25 protein-coding genes are annotated in these 21,605 nt (G+C 39.4%); 17 read left to right on the top strand and 8 right to left on the bottom strand.

The genetic code is table 11. The annotated features are described in order from the left end of the window. Positions 1–14 precede the first annotated feature (14 nt). Positions 15–2,168, bottom strand: a complete 2,154-nt coding sequence (locus NYE23_RS13095) for an ATP-dependent Clp protease ATP-binding subunit (RefSeq protein WP_341078419.1) — start codon at positions 2,166–2,168, stop codon at positions 15–17. 196 nt (positions 2,169–2,364) lie between these two features. Here NYE23_RS13095 and NYE23_RS13090 point away from each other — a divergent pair, with 196 nt between their 5' ends. Continuing rightward, a complete protein-coding gene (locus NYE23_RS13090) occupies positions 2,365–3,423 on the top strand; it encodes a YkvI family membrane protein (RefSeq protein WP_341078416.1) in 1,059 nt (352 codons plus the stop codon). 50 nt (positions 3,424–3,473) lie between these two features. Here NYE23_RS13090 and NYE23_RS13085 read toward each other — a convergent pair whose 3' ends face one another. After that, on the bottom strand, positions 3,474–4,160 hold the full coding sequence (locus tag NYE23_RS13085; protein WP_341078414.1) for a hypothetical protein: 687 nt from the start codon (positions 4,158–4,160) through the stop codon (positions 3,474–3,476). A gap of 190 nt (positions 4,161–4,350) precedes the next feature. Beyond that, on the bottom strand, positions 4,351–4,962 hold the full coding sequence (locus NYE23_RS13080) for a CPBP family intramembrane glutamic endopeptidase (protein ID WP_341078412.1): 612 nt from the start codon (positions 4,960–4,962) through the stop codon (positions 4,351–4,353). Between the two features lie 151 nt (positions 4,963–5,113). Here NYE23_RS13080 and NYE23_RS13075 point away from each other — a divergent pair, with 151 nt between their 5' ends. Further along, entirely contained in the window at positions 5,114–5,224 is a 111-nt protein-coding gene (locus NYE23_RS13075) for a DUF6254 family protein (RefSeq protein WP_019381647.1), read from the top strand. A 152-nt stretch (positions 5,225–5,376) separates the two neighbouring features. On the opposite strand, the gene NYE23_RS13070 is transcribed toward NYE23_RS13075, so the two are convergent. Further along, a complete protein-coding gene (locus tag NYE23_RS13070; RefSeq protein WP_009331029.1) occupies positions 5,377–5,565 on the bottom strand; it encodes a YkvS family protein in 189 nt (62 codons plus the stop codon). A 273-nt stretch (positions 5,566–5,838) separates the two neighbouring features. On the opposite strand from NYE23_RS13070, the gene NYE23_RS13065 reads away from it, so the two are divergent. From NYE23_RS13065 to NYE23_RS13015, 11 genes are all read left to right on the top strand, one after another. Further along, positions 5,839–6,033: a hypothetical protein gene (locus tag NYE23_RS13065; protein WP_341078410.1), complete on the top strand. Its 195-nt coding sequence runs from the start codon at positions 5,839–5,841 to the stop codon at positions 6,031–6,033. Positions 6,034–6,181: 148 nt separating this feature from the next. Then, complete coding sequence (locus NYE23_RS13060) at positions 6,182–6,925, top strand: SDR family NAD(P)-dependent oxidoreductase (RefSeq protein ID WP_341078409.1); 744 nt, start codon at positions 6,182–6,184, stop codon at positions 6,923–6,925. 264 nt (positions 6,926–7,189) lie between these two features. Further along, the gene (locus tag NYE23_RS13055; RefSeq protein ID WP_341078408.1) at positions 7,190–7,561 is read left to right on the top strand and encodes a cbb3-type cytochrome c oxidase subunit I; all 372 of its coding nucleotides are present in this window, start codon (positions 7,190–7,192) and stop codon (positions 7,559–7,561) included. A 134-nt stretch (positions 7,562–7,695) separates the two neighbouring features. Further along, positions 7,696–8,373, top strand: coding sequence for an ABC transporter ATP-binding protein (locus NYE23_RS13050; RefSeq protein WP_341078406.1), 678 nt, complete (start codon positions 7,696–7,698; stop codon positions 8,371–8,373). Beyond that, the gene (locus NYE23_RS13045; RefSeq protein ID WP_341078403.1) at positions 8,363–9,160 is read left to right on the top strand and encodes an ABC transporter permease; all 798 of its coding nucleotides are present in this window, start codon (positions 8,363–8,365) and stop codon (positions 9,158–9,160) included. The genes NYE23_RS13050 and NYE23_RS13045 overlap by 11 nt, the downstream gene beginning before the upstream one ends. Positions 9,161–9,243: 83 nt before the next feature. Next, a complete protein-coding gene (locus NYE23_RS13040) occupies positions 9,244–9,534 on the top strand; it encodes a hypothetical protein (RefSeq protein ID WP_341078402.1) in 291 nt (96 codons plus the stop codon). 443 nt (positions 9,535–9,977) lie between these two features. Further along, positions 9,978–10,244: a phosphocarrier protein HPr gene (locus tag NYE23_RS13035; RefSeq protein WP_341078399.1), complete on the top strand. Its 267-nt coding sequence runs from the start codon at positions 9,978–9,980 to the stop codon at positions 10,242–10,244. Next, positions 10,244–11,959, top strand: coding sequence for a phosphoenolpyruvate--protein phosphotransferase (gene ptsP / locus NYE23_RS13030; RefSeq protein ID WP_341078398.1), 1,716 nt, complete (start codon positions 10,244–10,246; stop codon positions 11,957–11,959). Before NYE23_RS13035 ends, ptsP begins: the two co-directional genes overlap by 1 nt. Positions 11,960–12,773: 814 nt before the next feature. After that, on the top strand, positions 12,774–12,920 hold the full coding sequence (locus tag NYE23_RS13025; RefSeq protein ID WP_341078396.1) for a hypothetical protein: 147 nt from the start codon (positions 12,774–12,776) through the stop codon (positions 12,918–12,920). A 195-nt stretch (positions 12,921–13,115) separates the two neighbouring features. Beyond that, a complete protein-coding gene (locus tag NYE23_RS13020) occupies positions 13,116–14,015 on the top strand; it encodes an NAD(P)-dependent oxidoreductase (protein WP_341078394.1) in 900 nt (299 codons plus the stop codon). A gap of 53 nt (positions 14,016–14,068) precedes the next feature. Further along, positions 14,069–14,248 carry a hypothetical protein gene (locus NYE23_RS13015; protein ID WP_341078391.1) on the top strand — a complete coding sequence of 60 codons (180 nt, stop codon included), beginning with the start codon at positions 14,069–14,071 and terminating at the stop codon, positions 14,246–14,248. 97 nt (positions 14,249–14,345) lie between these two features. Here the strand turns inward: NYE23_RS13015 and NYE23_RS13010 are convergent, their stop codons facing one another. Further along, positions 14,346–15,500, bottom strand: coding sequence for an aminotransferase A (locus NYE23_RS13010; RefSeq protein ID WP_341078389.1), 1,155 nt, complete (start codon positions 15,498–15,500; stop codon positions 14,346–14,348). A 109-nt stretch (positions 15,501–15,609) separates the two neighbouring features. Beyond that, entirely contained in the window at positions 15,610–15,813 is a 204-nt protein-coding gene (locus NYE23_RS13005; RefSeq protein WP_341078386.1) for a hypothetical protein, read from the bottom strand. Positions 15,814–16,092: 279 nt separating this feature from the next. Here NYE23_RS13005 and NYE23_RS13000 point away from each other — a divergent pair, with 279 nt between their 5' ends. The 4 genes from NYE23_RS13000 to NYE23_RS12985 all read left to right on the top strand — a co-directional run bounded on the left by NYE23_RS13000 (position 16,093) and on the right by NYE23_RS12985 (position 19,718). Then, complete coding sequence (locus NYE23_RS13000; RefSeq protein ID WP_341078385.1) at positions 16,093–16,623, top strand: RDD family protein; 531 nt, start codon at positions 16,093–16,095, stop codon at positions 16,621–16,623. Positions 16,624–16,731: 108 nt separating this feature from the next. Further along, a complete protein-coding gene (locus NYE23_RS12995) occupies positions 16,732–17,196 on the top strand; it encodes a DinB family protein (protein ID WP_341078384.1) in 465 nt (154 codons plus the stop codon). A 53-nt stretch (positions 17,197–17,249) separates the two neighbouring features. Beyond that, the gene (locus NYE23_RS12990) at positions 17,250–18,569 is read left to right on the top strand and encodes an MFS transporter (protein ID WP_341078383.1); all 1,320 of its coding nucleotides are present in this window, start codon (positions 17,250–17,252) and stop codon (positions 18,567–18,569) included. A gap of 243 nt (positions 18,570–18,812) precedes the next feature. Continuing rightward, positions 18,813–19,718 carry a chemotaxis protein gene (locus NYE23_RS12985; RefSeq protein WP_341078381.1) on the top strand — a complete coding sequence of 302 codons (906 nt, stop codon included), beginning with the start codon at positions 18,813–18,815 and terminating at the stop codon, positions 19,716–19,718. A 46-nt stretch (positions 19,719–19,764) separates the two neighbouring features. Here the strand turns inward: NYE23_RS12985 and NYE23_RS12980 are convergent, their stop codons facing one another. Together NYE23_RS12980 and NYE23_RS12975 are read right to left on the bottom strand one after the other, a co-directional pair. Further along, complete coding sequence (locus NYE23_RS12980) at positions 19,765–20,250, bottom strand: YkyB family protein (RefSeq protein ID WP_341078379.1); 486 nt, start codon at positions 20,248–20,250, stop codon at positions 19,765–19,767. 78 nt (positions 20,251–20,328) lie between these two features. Further along, positions 20,329–21,603 (bottom strand): MFS transporter, encoded by a 1,275-nt coding sequence (locus tag NYE23_RS12975; protein ID WP_341080725.1) that lies wholly within the window; start codon positions 21,601–21,603, stop codon positions 20,329–20,331. Between the last annotated feature and the right edge of the window lie 2 nt (positions 21,604–21,605).

The following is a 21,605-nucleotide window of genomic DNA, read 5'->3' as shown; positions in this document are numbered from 1 at the left end:
TCTTTTCCATCTTATTAGCGCATTGGTTTAATGACTATTAAGTCGTTTTCCAGCTCAGCCTGTAAATGGCTACTTTCTCCATGATCGATGATGAAATCTGCAATTTTGTCTTCCAGTTCATCCTGGATGATTCTTCTTAATGGCCTTGCGCCAAAAGCAGGGTGGTACCCGTCTTCTGCTAATTTCTCCTTAACTTCCTGGGTAACAGTCAATTCAAGCTCCTGATCATTTAATGTTTCCTGCAATTCATTGAGCATTAAGTCAACAATTTTTAGTAAATGCTCTTTGTCCAAAGCTTTAAATTCAATAATGCTATCAAATCGGTTCAGGAATTCCGGTTTAAAGAAGCTGCCGAGAGAGTCCAGAATATTTGAATCTTTGACAGCATCAGCTGCACCAAATCCAACATGGACTTCTTTTTGCCCAACTCCTGCGTTGCTTGTCATGATAATGACTGTTTCTTTAAAGCTGACAGTGCGGCCCTGGCTATCTGTCAGTCGTCCATCTTCCAATATTTGAAGGAACATGTGCTGTACATCTGGATGTGCTTTTTCTATTTCATCAAGCAGGATAATGCTGTACGGATTTCTGCGCACCTTTTCAGTCAGCTGTCCTGCTTCTTCATGACCCACATATCCTGGAGGAGAACCGATAATTTTAGACACGCTGTGCTTTTCCATATATTCACTCATATCAAGCCTGATCATGCTGTCTCTTGAGCCGAACAGCTCCTCTGCAAGTGTTTTGGTTAATTCAGTCTTCCCGACACCTGTTGGCCCGACAAATAAGAAAGATCCAATTGGGCGGTGCTTGGATTTTAGTCCTGCACGGCTTCTGCGGATGGCTTTTGCAACTTTTTGTATGGCTTCCCGCTGTCCAATTACTTTTTGTGCAAGATTTCCCTCAAGGTTTTGCATTTTTTCCTGTTCATTTTCTGCTAATTTTCCGACAGGAATCCCTGTTTTCTTCTCAATAATCTCCTGAATAAGACTTGTTTCGATAACTGGCCTTTCAGCCTTGTTTTCTCCGTTCAATGCCTGCTGGAGTTTTAATTCCTCTCCACGGAGTTTTGCAGCCTCTTCATATTTTTCTTCTTTTAAGACAAGGTCTTTCTGCCTGCTGATTTCTTTCAGCTGTTTCTCAATATCTTCTGCAGGTATAAATCCTGACTGAAGATTCATTTTCGAACCTGCTTCATCCATTAGATCAATGGCTTTGTCAGGAAGGAACCTGTCCTGAATATAGCGGCTTGACAGCTGTACACACGCTCTTATGGCATCTTCTGTAAAAGAAACATCATGATAGTCTTCATATTTTTGTTTCAGCCCCATTAAGATGTCAACTGCCTCATCAGCAGTCGGCTCATTTACTTGTACGGGCTGGAATCTGCGCTCGAGAGCCGGATCCTTTTCAATTTGGCGGTATTCTTTCAATGTGGTTGCTCCGACTACTTGCAGCTCTCCCCGTGCAAGGGCAGGCTTTAGTATATTGCCGGCATCCATCGACCCTTCAGCTGATCCTGCTCCGACAAGCAAATGGATTTCATCTATAAAGAGAATAATATTCTTCCTATTCTGAAGCTCTGAAATCAGCTGTTTCATGCGTTCCTCGAATTGACCGCGAATGCCGGTATTTGCAACCAGGGATGCCACATCAAGCAAATAGACTTCTTTATTTAGAAGTTTCTTTGAGGCTCGCCCCTCGGCAATATTAATCGCCAGCCCTTCGGCAATAGCTGTTTTGCCTACTCCCGGTTCACCTATTAAGACCGGATTATTTTTGCTTCTTCTATTTAATATTTCAGTCACACGATTTATTTCTTCGTCCCGTCCGATGACCGGGTCAATTAAACCAGCTTTTGCAAGCTGTGTAAGATTTCGTCCGTATTGATCGATAAATCCGCCGTTTCCCTGATTGTGTCCCGCCGCTTCTTTTAAAGGCTGGTAGTTTTCATTTCCTTGAGAGGATGCCATCTTTTTAAAGAAATCCTCTAAAGGCATTTGGCCAAAACCTGAAAAGCCGCTCAAAGCAGGCCCGAAGGAAGTAAGGCTTTTTTGCTTTTCAGTTTGATAACAGCTATGGCAAAGGTTAAGGTTTCGTTCATTTCCATTCACTTTCAATCTTAATTGTACGTTTGCTTCTTTTAATTGACATTTTTGACAAAGCATTCTGCATACCTCCATTAATAAACTTGGTCTGACTTTGACTATATTTGACCTTACATCAACATTATAATTTGACCTTCTTTGACTTTCAAGTGGTTTGTTTTGGAATTCATATCCAATATTCAGTTATCTTTAATGCAAAAAAGCTCGTCTTTGTTTGTACCACCCTACATATATTGGAAAGGAAGGAGGAGATTAAGTGAAGACGAATTGGGGGGCAGCTTTCCAGATCGCTGCCGTTTATGTGGGAACCGTGGTGGGAGCGGGCTTTGCCACTGGCAGGGAGATTGTAGAGTTTTTTTCCCGATTTGGTTTTATCGGTTTAATTGGGATACTGATGAGCGGTTACATCTTTATTTTTCTCGGCTCCAAATTAATGAGAATCTCTGCACGTATAAAGGCAGCATCCTACCAGGAATTAAATGAATTTTTATTTGGAAGATTTTTTGGTTCTGCCATTAATATATTGATGCTGTTTATGCTGCTTGGCGTATGCGCAGTTATGCTGTCCGGTGCAGGAGCAGTGTTTGAGGAACAGATTGGCATCAGCAAGACTGCGGGATTGCTCGTTACGATAGGGTTAACGATTATTACAATGATAGTTGGCATTCGCGGATTATTTGCTGTTAATACATTTGTTGTTCCGATGATGATTGCATTTAGCTTTATTTTATTGTTTATAAGCATGAAGCTTCCTAATTTTGCAGAACAGGTTCTGTTTATCCCATATGCTGAAGATGGCTGGAAGGCGGTTGTGGCTCCGTTTTCTTATACTGCCCTGAATTTAACATTGGCGCAGGCAGTCCTGGTGCCCGTGGCTTCTGAAATAGATGATGACCGTACAATTAAATGGGGCGGATATCTTGGTGGAGCCGCGCTTACACTCATCCTGCTTTCCAGCCATTTAACACTTATGATGCTGCCGAATCTGGAAGCATATGATATCCCGATGGCCGCCATTGTAAAGACATTGGCATCATCGCTCTATTGGATTTTTGTGTTTGTCATCTATGGTGAGATTTTCACATCTGTTATTGGGAATGTGTTTGGCATTGAGAGACAGGTGAAAAAACACTATTCCGTTCCGAGTATTTTTATTGTGGGCTTTATCTTTGTCGTTTGTTACTTTATCAGTTTAATCAATTATGGAACATTGCTGTCCTATTTATATCCGGTTTTTGGATATGTAAGTTTGACCTTTATTATTCTTCTGTGGATGAAGCCATTTGATGATGGAAGCAAGGGGAAAAAAGCCTGATAAAACCAAAAAAAGAGATCCGTTTTATATGGATCTCTTTCAAATTCATATTATTCTTGCGGCTTCTCTTTCATAATGGTTTTTGCCATCTGAAGGAAAGCATCTTCATGGTCAGCGTCTTCCTTATTGAATAGAGTAAGCTTCAGTGAAAGATCATCGTTTTTCACAAGGTAGGCTGAAACCTTCTCACCGTTACCTTCTGCCCTCATTACAGAAGCATCTTTGTAAAAATCATCTGAAGGAGCTTTTGATGTCTGCACATTTTCGCTGACAGCTCCAAGCTGTGCTTTGGTGTTCTCTTTAATCATGTCCCAATCTGCATCATCCGGAAGAAGTTCAATCCGCATGAAAACCTGATCATTTTCCGAGAGGTACAGTACATCCTTATTTGGTTCCTCGGCAGTTAGTTCATATGCAGGCAGGACGTACATCGAATAATTTTGATTATCACTATGTTTCAGGAAGGCAGTGTCTTCCTTCATTTCACCCTTAACTGAATAAGTCATATTCTGTTCAAGGATTCTGATAACACTATTTCCTTCTTCATCAGTGCCATCTTCTGAAGCTTCTTCTTCTTCACTTTGTTCTTGTCCATCCTGTCCGGATGAAGCTGTTTCTTCTTCATTTTGCCCAGGTTCTGCTCCATTGGCAGGATCATCCTGAGCTGTGCCGCATCCTGCCAGAGTAGCGGCTAAAACTCCCAGCATTAACATAAATTTCGCCATAATTTTCATCATGTTCCATCCTCCCGTTGTCTGTCAGCGCCTTTGCATTATTAGACGTATTTGGAATAAAAGAGTTACATATAAATTCCTATTTACTTGTACATTACCATTTATGTAAAACATCGACAAAGAATTAACAAAAGTTAAAAAAAGACAATCCACGAAGAATTGTCAGATCACACTGCAGTCAGTGGAAGTACATTTAATTAAATGGGAGCAGAACGAATAATAACAAGTCAAAAATCAGATGGGATACAATTACTAAGGGAATACTTCTTTTCCAGGCATATAGCCATCCCCAGAAGAGACCTGCGATTAATGCTGCAAAAGCGAGCATCCAGTATCCTGAATAAAAATGGACAGAAGTATAGAGGAGAGAGGAAATAACGATGCTTACCTTTACAGACGTATGTTTCATTAATCTATTTTGTACGAAGCCTCTCCAAAACACCTCTTCTCCTGGAACTATGATTAAAATCAGCACAATATAGTGCCAGATAAACGAAGGTGAAAATCGGCCGTATAATTGTTCAACCTGATTCAATATGGGGAGATTGAGAAAATCAAATAAACTGTATCCCGTCCAAAATAGTCCATACAAAAGAAGACCTGAAAGAGTTCCATAGGAAATGTATGTTCCAAAAGAAGCCTTGTCTTCCACTTCCTCCATTATGATGGAGTAACTGATTAGAAGCAGTAAAGAGGCAGAAAAGATGTACCAAAAAATTGATTTATCCTGAAATGTAAAATACATAAGCAGATGAGCGAGTAGCAGCCCGCCAATAAAACGAACATCTGCAGCAATATTTTTCAAATTATTTAACTCCTTTCAAGCAAAAAAATAACCAAACACTATTCTAACAAAAAATAAACATAAAAAGTAAGGAAAAGATTTCTTTGGAAACGCTCAGATAAAATAATGCAGAAATGCTAATCATAAGCCCATATGAAGGGAGGTATGTATAATGACGAAATCAAAGAGAGAAAAAGAACGTGCCTGGACAGTTAGAAAGCAGGATCAGCATCCTCATGGAAAAGTGAAATCATTAAAAGAGCTGTCAGGAGAGAAAGAATAATATTACGGCCTCCTAAACAGGGGGCCATAACTGTGGAGATTAATAGCGTGGAGCCGTGGAGGTTTGGATCAGACAAAAAGAACAAATAAAAAGCAGCAAAGAGAGCTGCTTTTTAAAAGTGATGAAAGAATGCGCTTTCATTATTTCTTCTTTTATACTGCTGATTCTCTGACAACCTTATAATTTTTATGATTGACAACTGTTCTCTGATCTAATTCGAGATCACGGTAGTTGTCCATGTACGTTAAATCTACAATAACGGAATTCTCATTTACTTTTTCTACAATTCCCTGTAGTCCATCACGAAACTCAATAATATTGCCAACCTCTGCTTTCTTCAAAAAGCATCTCTCCTTTTGTCCATTTCTTTCGCTGGTAGTAACAGTTTGCACTATATTTTGAAATGCGTAAAGAATTTTGCAATTCACTGCTTCTAAGGAAATTTATTACATCCGTTAGGTTGGTAATATTATACCAGAAAAAGTACTGTTGTACATTAAAAATATTTAATATTCAGAAAAAAGGTTGATATGCAAATATAATATTTGATGCTTCAAAATTGGCAGCACTTTATTTATGATTAAGAAAGAATGAAGTAAAAGGAGTTCTGGATAATGAAGCATGAACAAATTCTGGAAGTGCTCGAACAATTAAAAAATGGAATCATTACTGAATATCATGTGTCAAAAGAAGACTTTCTTCCTTTTCGCAGTGTCATCGTAAAAAGAGAGGACTTTAAGCATTTTCGCGGAATCGCACAGAGAGGCGGACATGTTATTTATCAATACTTAGATTCCCCCCGAAGCTAATAAAGGAATGAAGCTGAAATAAATAGCACATAGAAAAGACACTTGATTATTTCAGGTGTCTTTTCTATGTCTATGCAATTTAATTGAATAGAAGGCAAAGAAAAATGGGTATATAAGCAATATGACAATTTCGAAGGGATGAGCAAATATGAACGATTTTAAAGGGAAGACAGTCATTGTTACAGGAGGAGCCAGCGGGATAGGCAAGAGTATTGCCGAGTCATTCGCTAGTAAAGAGGCCAATGTTGTTATCGCCGATATTAATGAAATGAAGGGAAAACAATTAGAAGAACATTTGAACCGAACAGGCCTGAACAGCCTGTTCATTAGAACAGATGTTAAGAATGAAACTGAAATTAAGGAACTGATCATAAAGTCATTTGAGTCATTTGGAGCTATAGATATTCTGATTAATAATGCAGGCATTTCAAAGTTTCATTCATTTTTTGATTTGAGTGTGGAAATGTGGGAGGAAGTGATTAATACGAATCTTCGGAGTGTGTTCCTGTGCAGCAGGGAGGCTGCGAAATTGATGAAACAAGGTTCTTGTATTATCAATCTTTCTTCTACGAGAGCAGTAATGTCAGAAAGCGGAACTGAAGCTTACTCAGCTTCAAAAGGAGGAATTGCGGCAATTACTCACGCGATGGCAAGTACACTCGCTGAAAAGGGGATCAGGGTTAATTGCATAAGCCCCGGCTGGATTGAAACAGGCGATTATGAAAGTCTTAGAGAGATTGACCATAAACAGCATTTCTCCAACAGAGTTGGAAAACCCGGCGACATTGCAAGGACCTGCTTATTTTTAGCCCATCCTGAAAATGACTTTATAACAGGTGAAAATATTACGGTGGATGGAGGCATGACAAGGAAAATGATTTATGAAGAATAATAATTCTCTATTTTCTTAACAAAATAATATTAAGCACAAAAACAGCACTTACGAAAATAAGGCATAGCAGGATGTTTATCACCATTCTCTCCTCCTGTCTTAAAGACAGTGTAAAACAGCCTTGTTAAATAGAATTAAACCCTTTGTAAATTTACTGTGAAAGGATGATAAATAAGTTAGAAACAAGAACAAGTCCCTTGTTCTAAATGGTTCTATAGGCTCATATTTTATTAATGCTTTAGAACGGTTTATGGGAGGGGTTCAATGGGCATTACTATGATTAAGATTTCTTCCGTATATTTTGCTGTGGGGATTCTGCTGGGGTATTATATGTCGAGTACTCATTCTTACCTATTAGGTCCTGTTCATGTCCATATTAATTTACTCGGGTGGACGTCCTTGACTTTGGCAGGAATTCTATATTACTTGTTTCCTGCTCTTGCAGAAGGGAAAGCCGGGAAATGGCATTTTTGGCTTCATAATATCGGCCTGCCAATCATGATGCTGTCACTGTCACTAGTCCTGGTTACAGAGAATAATGCTTTTCTTCCTGGTACTGCTGCTGGAGCCACTATTACGGCTGCCGGCATTTTAATTTTCGTTTGGAACATACTGAAAAACTTAAAGGTACAATAGCCAATATATTTAACGCACGGATTTTTAATCTGTGCGTTTTTATTTTTAAATGGAATATTTTTAAAACCATGGCAAGCTTTTGTGATTAAGGGGATAAGCTAGAGGGTATACGGAAACTGGAAAAGGAGCTGCATATGACAACAGATTTGCTATTCACCATAAGAGAATTAAGAGTTGATAACATTATAAATGTGAATCATCTTGACATAAAAATAGATAAAGTAACCTGCATCACCGGAGAGAGCGGTGCTGGAAAATCAACTCTTATGAAAACCCTGAACAAAATGATTACCCCCGATTCGGGTGAAATTTTTTATAAAGGCACTCCGCTAAAAGAAATTGATTCTGTCCAGCACAGGAGAAAAGTAATTATGCTATCGCAGATTCCATTAATTTTTCCGGGCACAATAAAGGATAACCTGATTATGGGTTATAAGCTTAACGGAATGGAAGCGGGTGATGATGAAAGACTTAATCAGGCTCTGCATAATATGCAGATGACTAAGGAACTTCATGAAGATGCAGGAACTCTTTCGGGCGGGGAGAAACAGCGCCTGGCATTAGCAAGAATTCTGCTTCTTGAAGCAGATGTTTATCTGCTCGATGAGCCGACTTCTGCACTTGACGAAGACACTGAGATGATGGTTTTGGATCACTTCATCCGTGAAATCAAAAAGAAACATGCTTCATTACTCATGATAACCCACTCCAATAAAGTCAATGAACAATTTGCAGAAGAAAGGATATATTTATCCCGGTCTGCTGTGGAGGAGGTGGAGAATACACCTAAGGGGGAGTTTGATGGAAAATAGCTCAATTATTGATATTGAACTCTGGAGACTAATATCAGCTTATCTATTTGTGCTGCTTCTAATCTTAATCTTCAAAGTGAGAGGCATCACACGTCAAAAAGCGCTGGCAATTGCTGCCCTCAGAATGACACTTCAGCTTGTAATAGCAGGCTATGTATTAACCTATCTATTTGAATTTTCCAATCCGTTATTAACGTTAGGTGTAATCTTTATTATGGAAGGTTTCGCGATTTACACAATCTATAAACAGGCTGGAACCAGACTTTCAGTCAGCCTCAAAAAATCCATTGCGATTTCCATGATAACAGGTACAACATTTTGTCTTTTATTTTTTAATTTTATTGTTATTCATTTTGAGCCCTGGTATGATCCCCGCTACTTTATTCCAATTGCAGGTATGATAATTGGCAACTCCATGACAGGCATTACGTTGAGTGTAAAGGAGCTTCTGAATTCCTTTACCACCCAAAGAGATATGATCGAGGGTGCTCTAATGCTTGGTGCGGATCCCAAAGCTGCAGTTAAGCCTTATGTTAATCATGCTTTTGATTCCGCTGTTCTGCCGACTATAAACAATATGCTGGGAATGGGCATCATATTTTTGCCTGGGATGATGACCGGGCAGATTCTATCAGGAGTCAGTCCATTGCTTGCAATTGAATATCAGATTGTCATCCTGCTGGGGATTTTGGGAAGTGTAGGTTTATCTGTAATTTTATTTATCCTTTTATCCCATAAGAACTTTTTCAATCAGGATGCCCAATTTTTTCCTGAAGGAAAAAACTAGTGTTTTATTAGCTAAGCCCACAGCATTTCACTCTTCTGGCCTGCATATAATTGAGAAATTAATCAAAAAGGCGGGATAAACAGATGAAACTTGAAAAAGAAAAAGCATACAGAGTGAAAAGCTTATCTCAGGATATTCTCGAGCACTTAATGGAAGACAACACTTCTTATCAACAGGATGACTTGAAACATGTTATAGAAATGCTGGCCCGGTCAGTCGCAGATCTTGTTACACTGTATACCGACCGGGAAGGCGATCATGAAACCGCTCTAAAGGGCACTATTTCAAAAATGAGAATAGGCTATAATGTACTTCAGTACAAAGAAACCTCAAAGCTGGTTAGAAAACAAGATAAGTATCATGAGATGCCATAAATTTCAAAAAAATATAATGAAAATAATAAGTAGAAATCCTTGGCAAATGAAAGCGTTTTAATTAAAAAAATATGAACAAACGTTAAAAATTAAGGGTTTTTCATTGTCTAAATGAATGTGAAATGCTATTCTTTTGTCTGAGATGTAAGTTGTCCGATGACTTAATTACAGCCCGGTAATCTTACCTGATTCTATGGAAGTGTTTGAAAAGCAGAGGAGCTTCGCTATGAAGTGAATGCACTAATTTTTCTCAGCCTTTTTGAACAACTATATACATGAATAATAGGGCATTGGAAAAAATAAAACAGCATATATGACGGACTATAACGGTTTCATCCTGCTGCTGGCATTGCTGAAAATTCCAGTTCCCGTCATTAAGTTCGTGAGGCAACGCCTTGCACATCTTAATTCATATTCAATAATACGAAGGAGATTGATCCCATATGGTACAAAAACAATTTAAAGTAACTGCAGAAACAGGAATTCACGCTCGTCCAGCTACAATGCTTGTACAAGCTGCCAGCAAATTTGATTCAGAAATTCACCTTGAATACAAGGAAAAGAAAGTAAACCTAAAATCAATTATGGGCGTTATGTCTTTAGGTGTTGGACAAGATGCTGATATTACAATTATTGCTGAAGGCAGCGATGAACAGGATGCTCTTAACAGCCTTGAAGAAACATTGAAAAAAGAAGGATTGGCTGAATAATGAGCTTTTTAAATGGTATTGCGGCGTCAAGCGGTATTGCTATTGCTAAGGCTTACCGTTTGGTTGAGCCGGATCTCTCTTTTAACAAATTGACAGTAGAAAATGCTGAACAGGAAGTAGAACGTTTTCAGGCAGCACTAGCTGAATCTAAAGGTGAATTGGAAGTCATCCGCGATAATGCCCATAGAGATCTTGGTGCGGATAAAGCTGCTATTTTTGATGCTCATCTTTTAGTATTAAGTGATCCGGAATTAATTTCGCCGATTGAAGATAAAATTAAAACAGACAAAGTAAACGCTGAATCTGCTTTAAAAGAGACAGCGGATATGTTCATAACAATGTTCGAACAAATGGACAATGAATACATGAAAGAGCGTGCAGCAGATATCCGTGACGTAACAAAACGCGTACTTTCTCATTTGCTTGGAGTGCAAATTGCGAATCCCAGCATGATTGCAGAAGAAGTCATCATTATCGCGGAAGATTTGACACCATCTGATACTGCTCAGCTGAACCGCCAGTTTGTAAAAGGATTTACAACTGACATCGGGGGCAGAACATCTCACTCTGCCATTATGGCCCGTTCCATGGAAATTCCTGCAGTAGTGGGAACAAAGGAATCTACGAAGCAAATTAAAAATGGCGACCTGGTTATCGTGGATGGGTTAAAAGGTCTGGTACATATTAATCCGACTCCGGAGGCTATCGCCGAATACGAGGAAGAGCACCGTAAATTCGAAGAGCAAAAAGCTGAGTGGGCTAAGCTTGTCAATGAGAAATCAGTTACTGCTGATGGCCATCATGTTGAATTGGCTGCCAATATCGGAACTCCGAAAGATTTGAAGGGTGTAGTTGAAAATGGCGGAGAAGGCGTTGGCCTTTACCGTACAGAATTTTTATATATGGGAAGAGATCAGCTTCCAACTGAAGAGGAACAGTTTGAATCCTACAAAGCTGTACTTGAAGGGATGAGCGGAAAACCGGTTGTAGTCCGCACCCTGGATATCGGCGGGGATAAAGAACTTCCATATCTGAATCTTCCAAAGGAAATGAACCCATTCCTTGGCTTCCGGGCGATTCGTCTATGTCTGGAAGAACAGGATATGTTCAGGACGCAATTAAGAGCTTTATTAAGAGCTAGCACCTATGGAAACCTGAAAATCATGTTCCCTATGATTGCCACGCTTGATGAATTCCGTCAGGGCAAAGCAATTCTTGAAGAAGAAAAACAAAAACTTATGAGCGAAGGTTTAGTGGTTGCAGACAACATTGAAATTGGAATTATGGTTGAAATTCCTTCAACTGCTGTTATGGCTGAGCAATTCGCTAAAGAAGTCGATTTCTTCAGTGTAGGCACAAATGATCTAATTCAGTACACTATGGCTGCAGACCGCATGAATGAGCGTGTTTCTTACCTTTACCAGCCGTATAATCCTGCAATCCTGCGTTTAGTTAAAATGGTAATTGATGCAGCGCATAAAGAAGGAAAGTGGGCAGGTATGTGCGGTGAAATGGCTGGGGACGAAACGGCAATTCCATTGCTGCTGGGATTAGGACTTGACGAGTTCTCCATGAGCGCTACTTCAATCCTGAAAGCCCGTTCTCAAATCAGCCGCCTGAACAAAAAGGACATGGAAGCCCTGGCTGAAAAAGCGCTTCATATGAATACAGCTGAAGAAGTAGTCCAAGCTGTAAAAGAAATAGCTAAACTGTAATCAAACTGTAATATTTTGGAAGTTTTAAATATAATCACCCGGGTAAATAAGAAGTAAGCACTTAGGTCAGACTTAATTAAGCTGATCATTCTCATTTTCCCCCCTTTTTAAACCGGCCTAAAAAGGCCGGTTTATTTTTTTGCTTTTACGGGTTCTCAGTCTTAAGGATGACTGAAATCACAGCTTATGGTCGTTATCCGAAATAAGAAACTCTCCTATAATTAAGCTACAACAAAAAAAGGAGAGATGGAAAATGGTTGCTATAATAATCAGCTTTCTCTTTCAGGATCGGTATAGATGTATTAAAGAAAAACAGCAGAACGACTTATATGAGAAACAAAGCGCATTTTTAAGCCGCGTATTGCACTGAAGAAGCCTGGGAAGGGCTTCTTTTATTTCTTGCAATTTCTGTTATTGCCAAGGATTAGGATTAAGTTTTGCAATTGGGGTTTATTGTCAGGCGGTAAAGGAAAAGGTAATGAAAAAGGAGGAAATTCTACATGAATAAAAAAATCATTAGCCTAATGCTCACCGCCATATTGGCATTGCTTCTAACAGGCTGCATGCAGGGTACACAGGATTCAATCGTCAAAATCATGCTGAAGCCCTGCTGACTAAAAACAATGAGCTGCAGTTCCGGTTTAAAATTAATGATAAAATTCTTTCAGAAGAAAAATTATACAAAGTAAAAGTTTCCATACATAATGAAAAACTGGCTGCTGCCCTGGGGACGGATGAGTTTGTTTATGGGGAGGACACTATTATTGATGGGGAATATATTGAAGTCAATAATGAAAAGGGGAACTATATTTTTATGAATCCCATTCCTCTTACACAGGACCTGCATGTTTTCGAAATAGAAAAAATGATTGTGAATGAAGATGCGGTTTCCGTGGAAATCTTAAATGAAGATGAAGTGATAGCAAGCGCGTTCTTAAACAATTTTTCATCTCAGCTTTAGAGAAATTTAAATGAAATTAAGGGTGTTTTATTTTAATCTGATTTGGGTATTATAAATTACGCGCATAAAATTGGGGATGGACCAGGTATTTGCCTGGTCTTTTGTCGTTTTTGGGGATTCTTAATATTTTTATTCAAACAAAAGTAGTGGTAGAATTAATATAAAAAATTCAGATATTTCAAGGGAGAGTGTACCATGATTTCACCTGAAAATACAGTTATCGGGTTTGTGGGAACAGGGGTTATGGGCAAGAGCATGGCGGGACACCTTTTGAAAGCAGGCTATCCATTAGTCGTGTATACCAGAACTAAAGAAAAAGCCTCTGAACTAATAGAGAATGGGGCAGAGTGGGCTGAGACTCCTTCAGCAGTTGCAAAGAAAGCAAATGTTATTATTACCATTGTTGGTTATCCCGCAGATGTAGAGGAAGTGTATCTCGGGGAAAATGGCATTATCACAAATGGCAGAGAAAATACATATGTAATTGACATGACCACCTCGACACCTACATTAGCCAAGAGGATAAATGAAGAAGCACGCAAAATAGGCATGTATGCAATAGATGCCCCTGTTTCAGGTGGAGATATCGGCGCAAGGGATGCAAAGCTTTCAATAATGGCAGGAGGAGACCGGGACGCATTTCTGACTGTAGAACCGATTCTCAATCTCCTCGGAACGAATATCGTTTATCAAGGGAATGCGGGTGCCGGACAGCATACGAAAATGTGCAATCAAATTGCGATAGCATCCAATATGATCGGGGTGTGTGAAGCGGTTGTTTATGCAGAGAAAGCAGGTTTGGATCCGAAAACAGTGCTTCAAAGCATATCATCTGGAGCAGCAGGCAGCTGGTCCTTATCCAATCTGGCACCTAGAATGATTGAGGGAAACTTTGACCCCGGCTTTTATATTAAGCATTTCATTAAAGACATGAACATTGCCTTAGATGAGGCAGAAGCAATGGGGATGATGACTCCGGGACTCTCGCTCGCAAAGAAAATGTATGCAGAGCTTGCTGAAAAAGGAGAAGAAAACAGCGGCACACAGGCATTATATAAATATTGGGAAAAGGAATACGCCCCTTTTAATGAATAAACCCTCTTTTTTCACTTCAAACTAATAAAGAAAGTGAAAAGGGGGTTAGACAGGTGGCTAAAAGAAACAAGAAAAATGATCCTCAGCAGAAGAACAAAAAAGGCTTCGATTCTGCTGCCATTGATTCTGAATTCTCTCATGAATTTGGAAGTGCTGAAACAAATAAAATTCAGAAGGATAAAGCCAAAAAGGAAAAAGCGCCAAAAAACAACGGGGAATATCAGGGGCAATAATAGTAAAAAGGCAGGCTGGTGCTTGCCTTTTTGCTTTTTTTATTGAAATATAGAAAAAAAGCGCCAGTCCTTTAAAATGGGAGTGGCGCTTTGATGTTTACACTTTAATGCCTTTCAGATACTTTTCCATCCGGTTTAGCCCTTCCTTTAATGTGTCCATGGAATATGCAAAAGATATTCGGAAATAGCCTTCTCCATATGAGGAAAATGCACTGCCCGGAACTACTGCAACTCCTGCATCTTCAACAAGTGAAAGGGCAAATTCAAAGGAGGTCATGGAAACATCCGGTATTTTTATGAAAAAATAAAAAGCGCCATCAGGTTTGACTACATCCAGATTCATTTGTACTAATCGCTCATAAACATAGTCACGGCGCTTGGCATATTCCTGTCTCATTGGCAGGGCGTCGTCGATTCCGGCTGTCAGCCCTTCAAGGGCAGCCATTTGGGAGACAGAAGCTGCACAAGTCACATTATACTGATGAACCTTCAAGATATGCTTTGCCAGATTTTCCGGAGCGAATAAAAGCCCAATGCGCCAGCCTGTCATTGAATGGGATTTTGATAAGCCGTTAATTACGACTGTTTGCTCCCGTAAAAGGGAGGCGATTGAGTGATGGGTTTGATCATAGATCAGTTCGCTGTAGATTTCATCAGCAAGGATAAAAATATCTTTATCTTTAACAAGAGCTGCAATTTGCTCAAGTTCCTCTAAAGTCAGGCTGACACCTGTCGGATTCGATGGGTATGGAAGAACAATGCACCTTGTTTTGTCACTCATATGTTCCGTGATTATATCAGCAGTAAATCTGAACTTGTTTTTCGAAATATCAGTATGTACCGGAACTGCACCGCAAAGCTTTATGATTGGCTCATATCCGGGATAAACAGGACCAGGCAGGATTACTTCCGATCCTTCGTCCAGAATTGTTCTGAAGGCAATATCAATTGCTTCACTCGCTCCTGATGTCACAATGACTTCAGATTCAGGGTTATATGTAAGGTTATATTTTGTTTTTACAAAGGAAGCTGCAGCTTCACGCAATCGAATATCGCCCGCATTGTGTGTGTAGGAAGTAAAGTTTTCGTCGATTGCCTGTTTGGCTGCTTCTTTAACATGCAGCGGTGTAGGGAAGTCAGGCTGTCCAATTGTAAGAGAAATCATATCTTTGGTGCCGGCAACCATATTGAAAAACCTTCTGATTCCGGAAATTTCTATGTCCTTCACTCTTTGGTTGATTAAATGTTCCAACGTATTCACCTCGCATCATCATACTGTTTATTCTAACACTTTGGAACAGCGGCAAACAGTAAAAAATAAAACAGGCCCTGAGTTCTATTCAGAGCCTGCAAAAATAAAATTAGTATCCGTAATCCCAATCAACTTCATCTTCATGCCATAAAACCGGGGATACAGCACCAAAGTCGATTACTTTATTTTCTATATGGCAATGGCAATGTCTATCGCCGCATTGGTCTTTCATTTCCTCAAACACAGAATGTTCCACATTTTCCAGAATCGTAACTTTATTTTCATCATGGTAAAGGATTGCTGTACCTTTCATGCCTGATTGCACCTCTTTTTTTATTTATGTAAAACCTTACTTTCTGCTTTACAGACTTATTTTATGCCTTGAGTAAAAGGGTGTCTACAGTGTTAGAAGAGTGTTCACAGAATAGTCAAGATGAAAACGTTTTAAAAAAACATTTAAAAAAATAAATCTGTGTAAGATTTTACAAATTGTTGAATATAATTCATTTAGAGATTAACATTAGTAGATAGTGGAAACTATACTTTTAGTTTGTAAGTTTCCTGCTTAATTTTTTTTTTAGGAGGTTTTTAAGTGGAGACATCTTTAGAGAAGCAGCCTTATGAAAACGCAAAGGAATATGGCGGATTCTGGCTCAGATTTGCGGCCTATTTAATTGATTCTATTATTGTTGGAATCCCGCTTACCATTCTAAGCATCGTTATTTTTATGATCTTCTTTGGCACTTCTGACGCTTTTAACACGATGATAAGCGACCCATCTTATATGGAAGCAGAAATGACCGATGCAGAAGCGCTTGCATTCATGGGGTCATATTTTGGTGCACTTGGAGTAACTTTTATTGTCAATCTTGTCATTGCTGTTGCCTATTTTGCAGGCCTGCATGCATCCTCATGGCAGGGGACTGTAGGGAAAAAGCTGCTGGGATTAAAAGTGACTGACTTAAATGGTAATCGCATTTCCTTCTGGAGAGCGCTTGGGAGATATTTGGCCATGGCCATCTTGTCTGGAATTTTCCTTATCGGCTATATCATTGCTGCCTTTACAGAGAAAAAACAGGCACTGCACGATTTAATCGCAGGCACAGTTGTAGTAAAAAAATAACTCAAAAAAAGCTGTATAGCCTAGCTGCTATACAGCTTTTTGAGGATCAGCACTAAAAAGGATTTATTGATTGCATGCAGAATATATTTTTAGAAAGGGAGGATGAAAATGCAAAAGAAAGATGTTATTACTCACTATGAATCTTTTTCAGTGTGGCTTGAGTCTATAAAAGAGCTTGACCAGGAAACTTGGCTAAAGCCTGTTAAAGCCGGAAAATGGCCAGTTGCCGCAGTAGTTGCCCATCTGTTATTTTGGGATAGGTATTCCCTTGAGAAGCGTTTCCCATTTTTTAAAGAGGGTGCAGAGCTTGAGAGCTATCCTGACTTTCAGTATGTGAATGATGCTGCAGCAGAATATGCTCAAAAGCATGCACAACTAGAAATTATTGAAGAACTATTATCAGTCAGAAAAAAATTCCTTCATATACTTGAAGGAATGACTGAAGAAAAACTGGATACAGCATTTACAATAGGTAGTACTGCCTTAACTGTGCGTGATTATTTTGCTGATTTTATAGAACATGACATTCACCATAAAAAGCAAATTATCCAGGCTGCCGGCATCAGGGTTTAATTTTAATATGCGGTGACAGTCTCACTGTTTTTTTACATGAAGGAGCTGATGGCATGGAAATAGAAAAAACGGAGCTCAAGAAGCCGGGAAAATTCAATTCCCTGCGCCTGTATATGACCCTGCCGATCGTATCATGGGCACTATATGATTTTGCGAATACCATCTTTTCATCCAATATTAATACGATATTCTTTCCATTTTACCTGCAGGAAGTAATAGGGGAGAATGAAGTTTTAAATCAGATTGCAAGTACGTTTATATCTTATTCTAATGCATTGGCAAGCTTTTTTCTTGTCCTGTTTTCACCCTTGTTCGGAGTTATGATAGACAGGACAGGAAGAAAAAAGAAATATATAGTGATCTTCACGCTTATTACTGTCATGGCAACGATATTGATGGGTGTTTTTGCATCCAGCCAGATTAGCGGGAAAATATTTGGGCTGCCTGTTTACCTTGCACTTGTTATTATTTGTTTTATAATTGCAAAGTTTTTTTTCCATTCCAGTCTGGTGTTTTACGATGCAATGATTTCAGACTTGGGAACAAAGCAGGATATTCCGCTGATTTCGGGCTTTGGAGTAGCAGTCGGCTATATTGGAACCCTTGTTGGCCTGACTGTTTATTTATTTGTGGGTGATGACGGTTTTCACGAATCTTTCATACCAACGGCTATTTTATTTCTGGTGTTTTCATTGCCGCTGTTTTTCTTTGTAAAAGATAAGCCTTATCAGCCAAAAGAAAAACAAACATTTTTATCCGGCTATAAGGAAGTTTGGCAGACTTTCAAAGAAATGAAACATTATAAATCAATTTTCACTTTCATGATTGCTTATTTTTTCTTAAATGATGCAATTGCCACCACGATTGCGATGATGGCCGTGTATGCAAAAACGATTGTCGGTTTTACCACTGGCAAATTCATTTTGTTATATCTGGTTTCCACGGTGTCCAGTATAATTGGGTCTTTTGTATTTGGCTATATAACCAAGGCAAAAGGGGCTAATAAAGCGGTTAAGTATGTTGGTAGCCTTCTTCTTGTTGCATTGGCTATTGCGGTTGGCGCTGTCAATGAAGCCATGTTCTGGATTGCAGGCAGCATGTTTGGCGTTGCCCTGGGTTCCATGTGGGTAACCACAAGGACGTATATTGTGGAATTAACTCCTGAAAATAAAAGAGGACAGTTTTTTGGTTTGTTTGCATTTTCAGGAAAAGTATCTTCCATTATTGGTCCGCTCATTTACGGAAGCATTACCCTGATCTTTGCAAGCTACGGAAACATGGCGAGCAGACTGGCATTAGGCTCATTAATGATTTTGACTATAATTGGATTGCTCGTTCATTCAAAAATTAAAGATGACAGTATTCCTGAATAACCTTACATCTTGTATAGCATTCTGAGAAGCAAGCCGCTATAGGCTTGCTTTTTATTGTTTTTAGCAATACTGACTGTTTTTGCAGAGATGGGTCTTTTTGCATAAAATATTAAATTTTCGTAAGAAATTTTACCCATTCGTGGTATATTAATAGAGAAAAAGAATCAGATGGAATGTGTTCTGCTAGAAGAGTCATAACTTGAAGCAAGATATTGTTAGATGAAAAAGGAAGGGCGAAAAAAAGTGAATCAGAAAAAAGGCATTTTACTTGAAAGCGGAACGAATGAACTCGAAATTGTTGAATTCTCGATAGGCAGGAATAAATTCGGGATTAATGTGATTAAAGTGAAGGAAATTATAAACCCTGTACAGGTCACTCCTGTCCCTCATTCTCATAGAAATATTGAAGGACTCATTGAACTGAGGGGTGAGGTGCTTCCTGTAGTTGATGTAGCTTCTTCATTGAATATGGCTCCCTCAGAAACCCCCCAGCAGGATAAGTTTATTGTGACAGAGTTTAATCAGCAGAAAATTGTTTTTCATGTTCATAATGTTTCGAAAATCCACCGTATTTCCTGGAACCAAATTGAAAAGCCATCTGAAATGTATCAGAGACAGGAAAGCCAGATTATCGGTATTATTAAGCTTGGTGAAGAAATGGTACTGCTCCTTGATTTTGAAAAAATGGTCACTGAAATTAATCCTGATTCAGGGATCAGCATTCAGAAGGTGCAAAAACTTGGAAAGCGTGAAAGATCTGATAAGAAGCTGATTATTGCAGAAGATTCTCCATTATTAAGAAAGCTTTTGAACGATACATTGAATGAAGCGGGCTTTTCCCGAATTGTATTTTTTGAGAACGGATATGAGGCTTATGAATATCTGCATTCTTTAGGAGAGTCCGGACGGAATGTCACTGATGAAGTGCAGCTCATGATCACTGATATCGAAATGCCGCAAATGGACGGGCATCACCTCACAAAAAAGGTGAAAGATCATCCGTTGCTTGCAGAAATCCCGGTTATCATATTTTCCTCATTGATTACCGAAGATCTTCGCCATAAAGGACAGATGGTTGGGGCTGATGCACAGGTGAGCAAGCCTGAAATTGCAGAATTGGTGCTATTAATTGATCAGCATGCGTTATAGTGCATAACAAAAAAAGCTGGAGTTTTTCATTCCAGCTTTTTGGTGATTAAAAGTAACTTTCTCCTAATTTCTTAAATACAGGCTTCTGATAGTGCTGTTTTTTTTCATTCTGCGGGCTATTAAGCTCTTTTAGTCCTGTATATGACATTAGCAATTTTTTCGCTGCATTAAGTGATAAAGAGGACTTAGGATTTCGGACGAAGGAATCCAGCTTGCCCAAATGGGGAAGCTTAGAAAAATCCTCTTTAGAAGGCGGGAGATGGAAAGAATAGTTCCCGCACTTTACAAGAACATCTGATTGCTGCTGGCTGTTTTTTGGATTGCCGGAATAGTGCAGGCCTGCTTTTTGGGCTTTACCTTCTTTGATCAGCTTGTGCAGTGCATCGTGCTTTAATTTATACAAAAATTTAGGACTTGGTGCTGTCTTTGCATGGCGGTTAACGGTGAAGATGGCTTGAGAGAGGTTTTCAACCGTTGGCTGCAGATGGGGATATTGTTTCTTATCAGAATTCAATTTCCAATCTCCTTTCATATTTTAAAGGGGTATAAACATATTATACCCCTTTTAGTCAATAAAACCAACTTAGGATAGGGCTTATATTTGAAAAGCTTATCCATCCAGCTGCTTTCCGCTTATGGGCTGGAAGGATCCTGACTTTTTCCATATAACTATGAGCATGGTGAAGCCTAATAATGTCGTTGCCATACCTGCGCCAATCATAACAAAAGAGGCACCCAGCTGTTTTGCAAGAAGAGCTCCAGCTGCAGGTGCTATAAGCATGGAAAAAGTTTGCAGGGACATGGCGGCAGCAGAGACTCTGCCCATCATTTGCTTCGGTGTTTCAGATTGAAGAACATAGCCGTAGGGAACAGATTCTCCCGCCCCTAAGAGGCCTAAGAGACATGCACCGATTATCCAGGCCAATTGTGGTAAATTTAGAAAACCTAAGCCTCCAAGCCCAACAGCTGCTATAAAAATGCCGCTTATTATGGCTGAAGAACTCATTAAATGGATGGGTTTCCGGTTCCACCCTGTCCATTGGCCCAGCAAAAGTGAACCCGCAACACTTCCTGCTCCCACTGCACTAATCAGCAGTCCAAAATTTCCCTCATTAAATCCTATCTGCTTTGCAATAAAAACAAATAACCCATCATAAAGGAATATAATGAAAAACGCTGCAGAAGAAAGAATAATCGAGATCTTTAAAAGGGGAGTATGAAAAATATGTTTGATGCCATCAGAAAAATCTTTCCAAAAATCCCCTTTGACTGGGCGGTCGCCAGCCATTATTTTATCTGACTCTTCAAAGGACTTTAAGCTGGGAAGAAACAGCAGGAAAATAACAGCTATAAGGAATCCTGCTGCTTCAAAAAGAAAAGGGCTTTTGGGTCCAAATACAGCAATAATTCCTCCTCCTAATGCCGGCCCGGCAATTTTCATCGTGTTGACTGAAAGCTGGCTTAAAGTTACTGCTTCAGACAGCATGCTTTCAGGTACAATCATCCGGATGGCACTCTGCCTTGCCGGATCATAGAGTGCTGATACGGTTCCTTTTAAAAACACAAATAATAGCAGAATGTATAGGTTAGGAGCGTAAAATAAGCCTGCTACAAAGACTATTCTTAAAAGGAGGCAAACGATCATCACTGCCTTCTTGGGCATTCTGTCCACAAACACACTTGCAAATGGGCCAATGATGACCCAGGGGAGACCGAGAAATATAATGACAGAGGCAATTGCCGTTTCATCCAGACCCCAGTGATAAGCAACAATAACCTGCAATGCAATTAAATCAAGCCAGTTCCCCAAGTCGGAAAATAACTGGGCGCCAAAAAGTGCACGAAAGGATTTTAGCTTGAGGGGTCTAAAAATACCCGGTTTCACTG

The organism is Cytobacillus sp. FSL H8-0458 (assembly GCF_038002165.1).
GTDB lineage: Bacteria > Bacillota > Bacilli > Bacillales > Cytobacillaceae > Cytobacillus.
This window is presented reverse-complemented; position numbering and strand designations above follow the sequence as displayed.